This window comes from Pedococcus sp. (assembly GCF_036554925.1).
Taxonomy (GTDB): domain Bacteria; phylum Actinomycetota; class Actinomycetes; order Actinomycetales; family Dermatophilaceae; genus Pedococcus_A.
Genome location: NZ_DATBMI010000160.1, coordinates 1 through 6,052, shown reverse-complemented (window position 1 = coordinate 6,052; position 6,052 = coordinate 1). Strand labels below are relative to the sequence as shown.

General features: G+C 74.2%; 6 protein-coding genes and 1 pseudogene. 2 read left to right on the top strand and 5 right to left on the bottom strand.

Annotation, left to right across the window (positions count from 1 at the left end; translation table 11 throughout):
• Positions 1 to 8 precede the first annotated feature (8 nt).
• Entirely contained in the window at positions 9 to 560 is a 552-nt protein-coding gene (locus tag VIB11_RS12970; RefSeq protein WP_332031653.1) for a type 1 glutamine amidotransferase domain-containing protein, read from the top strand.
• 40 nt (positions 561 to 600) lie between these two features.
• On the opposite strand, the gene dusB is transcribed toward VIB11_RS12970, so the two are convergent.
• Both dusB and VIB11_RS12960 read right to left on the bottom strand, forming a co-directional pair.
• Positions 601 to 1,824 (bottom strand): tRNA dihydrouridine synthase DusB, encoded by a 1,224-nt coding sequence (dusB, locus tag VIB11_RS12965; protein ID WP_332031652.1) that lies wholly within the window; start codon positions 1,822 to 1,824, stop codon positions 601 to 603.
• A gap of 15 nt (positions 1,825 to 1,839) precedes the next feature.
• The gene (locus VIB11_RS12960; protein WP_332031651.1) at positions 1,840 to 2,589 is read right to left on the bottom strand and encodes an alpha/beta hydrolase; all 750 of its coding nucleotides are present in this window, start codon (positions 2,587 to 2,589) and stop codon (positions 1,840 to 1,842) included.
• 47 nt (positions 2,590 to 2,636) lie between these two features.
• Between VIB11_RS12960 and VIB11_RS12955 the strand changes: the two genes are divergently transcribed.
• Positions 2,637 to 3,476, top strand: coding sequence for a sulfurtransferase (locus VIB11_RS12955; RefSeq protein WP_332031650.1), 840 nt, complete (start codon positions 2,637 to 2,639; stop codon positions 3,474 to 3,476).
• Between the two features lie 11 nt (positions 3,477 to 3,487).
• Here VIB11_RS12955 and VIB11_RS12950 read toward each other — a convergent pair whose 3' ends face one another.
• The 3 genes and pseudogenes from VIB11_RS12950 to VIB11_RS12940 all read right to left on the bottom strand — a co-directional run.
• Positions 3,488 to 4,720, bottom strand: coding sequence for a hypothetical protein (locus VIB11_RS12950; RefSeq protein WP_332031649.1), 1,233 nt, complete (start codon positions 4,718 to 4,720; stop codon positions 3,488 to 3,490).
• Positions 4,717 to 5,283 carry a SigE family RNA polymerase sigma factor gene (locus VIB11_RS12945; protein WP_332031648.1) on the bottom strand — a complete coding sequence of 189 codons (567 nt, stop codon included), beginning with the start codon at positions 5,281 to 5,283 and terminating at the stop codon, positions 4,717 to 4,719. Before VIB11_RS12945 ends, VIB11_RS12950 begins: the two co-directional genes overlap by 4 nt.
• A gap of 171 nt (positions 5,284 to 5,454) precedes the next feature.
• Positions 5,455 to 6,052 (bottom strand): annotated as a pseudogene (locus tag VIB11_RS12940) (S1 family peptidase); the annotation flags it as partial.

The following is a 6,052-nucleotide window of genomic DNA, read 5'->3' as shown; positions in this document are numbered from 1 at the left end:
GTGAGGGCATGAGCCATCTGAGTGGAAAGACCGTGGCGTTCCTCGTGGCCGCCGAGGGCATCGAGCGCGTCGAGCTGACCGAGCCCTGGAAGGCCGTCTCCGAGGCCGGCGCCCACCCCGTGCTGCTGAGCCTGGAGGAGGGCGAGGTCCAGACCTTCGACCATCTCGACAGGGCCGAGAAGCGCCCCGTCGACAAGACCGTCGCCGAGGCGTCCGTCGCGGACTACGACGCCCTCGTGCTGCCCGGGGGCGTGGCCAACCCCGACGCCCTGCGGATGGACAAGGCGGCGGTCGCGTTCGTCCGCGACTTCGTGGAGTCCGGCAAGGTCGTCGCGGCCATCTGCCACGCCCCGTGGACCCTGGTGGAGGCCGACGTCGTTCGGGGGCGGAGGCTGACCTCGTGGCCCAGCCTGCAGACGGACCTGCGCAACGCCGGTGCCGAGTGGGTCGACCAGAAGGTCGTCGTGGACGAGAACCTCATCACCAGCCGCAACCCCCACGACCTCCCGGCGTTCAGCGGCCAGCTGCTCGAGTCGCTGGCGCACGGCGCCGCCGGCTGACCACGCGGACGCCGGGCGGCTCCGGGCCGAGCCGCGGGGGTCAGCCGCCGGACACCGACAGCTCGGCCTGGGCGACGGCCTCGCGGGCTGCGTCGTTGAGCTCACGGGAGTCGAGCCACCCCTCCGGGAGCGCGACGTGGCGCGGTGAGCCGGCCCGCCCGCGCTGCCCCTCGGCTGCGTCGCCGGGCCACGGGGCATCGGCCTCCATGGTCGCGATCAGCCGGTCGAGCGCCGCGAGGGAGTCGACCAGCGCGAGCTGGTGTCGCACGGTCGAGCCCGCCGGGAATCCCTTGAGGTACCAGGCGATGTGCTTGCGGATGTCCCGGCACGCCTTGAACTCGTCGTCGTAGAAGTCGATGAGGTACTCCGTGTGCCGGCGCATGGTCGCGGTGACCTCGCCCAGCGTCGGCTGCACCCGTGCGCTGGTGCCGGCGAAGGCCGCGGCGAGGTCGGTGAAGAGCCAGGGCCGCCCGAGGCAGCCCCGGCCGACGACCACACCGTCGCACCCGGTCTGCCGCGCCATCTCGAGGGCGTCCTCGGCCGACCAGATGTCGCCGTTGCCGAGCACCGGGATGGTGCGGACGGTCTCCTTCAGGCGGGCGATGGCGCTCCAGTCGGCCTGGCCGGAGTAGGCCTGCGAGGCGGTCCGGCCGTGCAGGGCCACGGCCGCCACACCGGCCCGCTCCGCGGTGAGGCCCGCGTCGAGGTAGGTGAGGTGGTCGTCGTCGATGCCCTTGCGCATCTTGACGGTGACCGGCACGGCATACGGGCCGGCCTCCCGGACCGCCGCGGTGACGATGCCCTCGAAGAGGTCCCGCTTCCACGGCAGCGCCGCACCGCCGCCCTTGCGGGTGACCTTGGGGACGGGGCAGCCGAAGTTGAGGTCGATGTGGTCGGCGCGGTCCTCGGTCACGAGCATCCGCACGGCCGCGGCCACGGTGGACGGGTCGACGCCGTAGAGCTGGATGGAGCGCGGGCTCTCGTCCGGGTCGTGCTCGATCAGCCGCATGGACTCAGGGGTTCGCTCGACCAGGGCCCGGCTCGTGATCATCTCGCTGACGTAGAGCGAGGTCGCGCCACTGGCACCGCCCTGCTCGAGGCCCTCCCGGCCGTACTCGCGGCACAGGCGGCGGAACGCGCGGTTGGTGATGCCCGCCATCGGTGCCAGGACGACCGGCGACTCGATCGTGTGGCGGCCGATCTGGAGCGGCGGCAGGACCGGCGAGGGCCCGGGGGTCAGCGTGGCGGCGGTGGGGGTCGTCATGGCCCGGCCATTGTCTCAGGTCGGGCGGTGGTGCCCGGAGACCGCGCGCCTCGCGCACTCGAGGGAGAAGTCGCGCAGCAGCACCGCCACGGCCTCGGGGTGGGTGATCGGCAACAGGTGGGAGGCCCGCGGCACCACGACGACCCGCGCCTCGCGGCAGTGGGCGGCGAAGCGGCGCGCGTGGACCCCGAGCTGGTCGAACTGGCCGTTGACGAGCAGCACCGGCGCCATCACCTCACGCAGCTGCCCTGGGCGGCAGTCCCGCATCACGGCCGCCCACGCGTCCGCCGTCGCCTCGTAGGACGCGCCGCCGGCGAGGACCACCTCGAAGGCCTCCGGGCCGGCCATCCGGCGCAGCACGCGGTCCGACAGCCGCGCCATCCGCTCCGGGCCCACCCCGGCCACGAGGGAGGCGAAGCCCCGGTATGCCGCCGCGCCGGCCCCGCGGGGCACCGCGCTGGCCCCGACCAGCGCCAGGCCGGCGAGCCGGTCCGGGTGCTGCGCGGCATACGCCATGGCCATGTAGCCACCGAGGGAGTGGCCGGCCACGACGACCGGCGCCGCCCGGTCGCCCGTCTCGACGGCCTCGGCGACCGCCGCCACCGCCGCCTCCGTGGTGAACCTCTCCCCCACCCGCCGGCCGTGACCCGGGAGGTCCGGCGCCACGACGTCGAGCCCGCCCAGGACCTCGCGGTAGGCGGGGAGGTCCCACTGGGTTCGGCTCACCCTCGTGCCGTGCACCAGCACCAGCCGGGTCGGGGTCATGACCCGACGGTACGCGAGCGTGGTGGCGCTGCGGTTGACTGTGCCGCATGACCGCGCTCATCTCGCCCGAGGAGCTGCGCGACGAGCTCGGGTCCGTCGTGCTCGTCGACGTGCAGTGGAACCTCTCCACGGCCCCCGGGCCGCCAGGCCGCGACCTCTACCTGGCCGGCCACCTGCCCGGGGCGCACCACGTGGACCTCGACGCGGAGCTGTCCGGCCCGCCCGGGCCGGACGGGCGCCACCCGATGCCGACGGCACACTCGGTGGAGCAGGCGCTGCGGCGCTGCGGGGTCGACGAGGGGGCGGCCGTCGTGGTCTACGACCAGGGGCCGTGCATGGCCGCCGCCCGCGCCTGGTGGGTCTTCTGCTACTTCGGGGCCGGGTTCGTGCGGGTCCTCGACGGCGGCCTGGCCGCCTGGCGCGCCGTCGGCGGCGAGGTCACGACGGTGGTGCCCGAGCCCGGCGACGGGGACGCCGTCGCACGGCCCGGCGGGATGCCCCTGATCGATGCCGAGGGCGCCGCCGAGGTGGCCCGCTGCGGGGTGCTGCTCGATGCCCGTGCCCCGGAGCGGTACGCCGGCGCGGTCGAGCCCATCGACCGGGTCGCGGGGCACATCCCCGGCGCGGTCAGCGCCCCCACCACCGCCAACACGGGGCCGGACGGCCGGTTCCTGTCCCACCCCGACCTGCGGGACCGGTTCGCCGACCTCGGGGTCACCCGCGGCGGGCCTGTCGGCACCTACTGCGGGTCCGGGGTGACGGCCGCCCACCAGGCGCTCGCCCTGCACGAGATCGGTGTCGAGGCACCCCTCTACGTCGGCTCGTGGAGCCACTGGATCACCGACCCCGCCCGTCCGGTCGCCACCGGCTCGGCGCCCTGGCCCTGACGGCGGCCCGCCTACGGGATCGCCACCGCCACGGCGTCCGCGCCTCCCGCAGCGCCACCGGTCACCCGCGAGGCGCGGCTCACCGCACCGGAGGTGATGTCCCACACGAGCACCGAGGACCCCTGGGCGCTGCTCGACTGGAACAGCAGCTCGTGCCCTGACAGCCACCCGAGCGGGACGCAGCATCCCTTCGGCCTGGACTGGGGGTCGCCGAAGACGAGCAGCCGCCTGCTGGACGGCTTGTCGGCCTGGACCGCGAGGATGCCCTGGTACTGGCGGGTGCCGCCCTGGTTGTCCAGGTACACGCCGGCGGCCGCCCACCCGACGATGTTCCCGACGGTGTTGGAGTAGACCGCCTGGACGGGCGCGGGCAGGGATTCCCGTCCGGTCGCTCGACCGAACGCGTCCCACGTCAGGAGCCGGGGTGCCCCACCGCCGCCCGCGGCGATCTCGTAGTGGCTGGGGGCCGCTCGCTGCGAGAGCCTCGTCGCGGAGCCGGCACCCACGTCGACGAACCACGACTGGGTGTCCGAGCGCGCCACCAGACCGGTGTCACCGGCCGTCCAGCCCACCCTCTGGATGGTCTGGTCCGGGATGGCGATCCGGCGCACGGTGGCCGCGGGCAGCTCGAACAGCACGACCTCACCGGGCTGGGCGAAGGCGATGGCGCTGCCGTCCTGCGCGATGGCGGCGCGGTCGAGGGGCGGGGCGGCGTTGCCCTCGGCGTCGGCCGTCCGGCGCAGGGTCAGCCCGACGTCGACGAGCCGACCGTCCTGCGCGAGCAGAACCGGGCGGAACCGTCCCCCGGAGTCACCGGGTCGCAGGTAGGCCGCGGTGATCCGGGCGAGCGCGCCTTCGCCCAGCTCGCGGAGGGGGATGGCCGTCCGGTCGAGCGCCATCTCGGTCGGCAGGTGAGTCCCTCGCGCGGGCAGCCTGGCCTCGTCCGCCAACGTCGGGGCCTGCACGAGGAGGGTCCCGTCGGTGGCGCGGTCCGTGGCCACGGGCGAGGGCGACGTGACCGGGGGCGGTGCCGGCGTCACCCGGTCGGCCGCGGGCTCGTCGCGCGCCACGAGGACCCCGACGACGAGGGCGGCGCCCGCCGCTCCGGCACAGCCGCGCAGGACGGCGCGGCGGCGGCGCGCGCGCTGCTCGACCGCCGCGGCCCAGGCAGGGTCGGCGAGGTCGACGTCCTCGAGGTGCTGGCTGGCCTCCTCCATGAGCTGTCCCAGCCGGATCCCGGTCATGACGGCTCCCTCCCGCTGAGGGTCGGCTCGAGGCTCGGCGCGATGGCCCGCAGCCGCGCCAGCGCAGCGCTCGTCTGGCTCTTCACCGTGCCCACGCTGACGCCGAGCAGGTCGGCGGTCTCGCCCTCGCTGCGGTCCTCGAAGTAGCGCAGCACGAGCACCGCGCGCTGCTTGACCGTCAGGCCCATCAGCGCGCGGACGAGGTCGACCCGGCCACCCACCCGGTCCTCGACCCGGGCTTCCGCGGCACCCGGCAGAGGAGCCCCCGGTCCTCCTGCCTGCTGCGGTGACCCCGCGGCATACACGGTCTCGTCGAGGCCGACGTGCTCGCGCCGGGTGCGGCGCCACGCCGAGATGGCATCGCGAAAGAGGACCCTGCGCACGAAGGCGTCGGGGTGCTCGCCGCGGATCTTGTCCCAGCGAAGGGCGAGCTTCACGAGAGCCTGCTGGAGCAGGTCCTCGGCGAGGTGCGCGTCGCCGCACACGAGGTAGGCGGCACGCAGGAACTGCTGCTGCCGGGCCCGGACGTACTCGGCGAACTCCACGTCGGTCTCCGCGCGCATGCCACCTCCGCTCCCAGCCAGCTGCCGTCTCTCCAGCATTGCCGTCTCTCACAGCATTAACGCACGCGCAGGCCCGCGGGGTTGGCGCCCTGTGGTTGCGAACGTGTGCAGGGCGCCGCTGCGGTCCGGGAGCCCGCAGGCTCCCGGACCGCAGCGGTGCAGGCAACGAGGTCAGGACGTCTTGAGGGTGAGGCCGTAGGCCGAGAGGATCTCCCCGACCGGCTGGAAGTAGGCGATGTTCGGCTGTCCCACCTTCTCGCCGCAGACCGCGTTCGCGCCGTAGCCCGCTCCACCGCTGGTGACGCCCTGCGCCAGGGTGCTCGACATCCACGAGCCGCCGGAGTCCCCGCCCTCGGTGCAGGTGTTGCTCTGGGTCAGGCCGCTGACGGTGCTGTACGTGCCGTCGCCGTTGTTGTAGTTCACGGTGACGTTCTTGGCCTGGATCGAACCGCAGGTCCAGTCGGTGGTGCGGCCCGACTTGCAGACGGCGGACCCGACCGCGGCGCTGGAGGAACCGGTCACCCGTCGCGCGTAGCCGTCGTACATGTCCACGGCGCCGACGCCGGTCCAGCTCGAGGTCAGGCTGGAGTAGGCGTAGTCGTTGCCCGGGAACGAGTAGGCCTGGGTCGAGCCGAGGGTGACGCCGTTGCGGCGGAAGGTCTGGTAGCCCTCCGCGCAGTGGCCCGCGGTGATGAACACGTTGGCCGCGCCCTTGGTGGCGTTGAAGCCGAGCGAGCAGACGTAGCCGCTGAACTCGATCTGCTGGCCG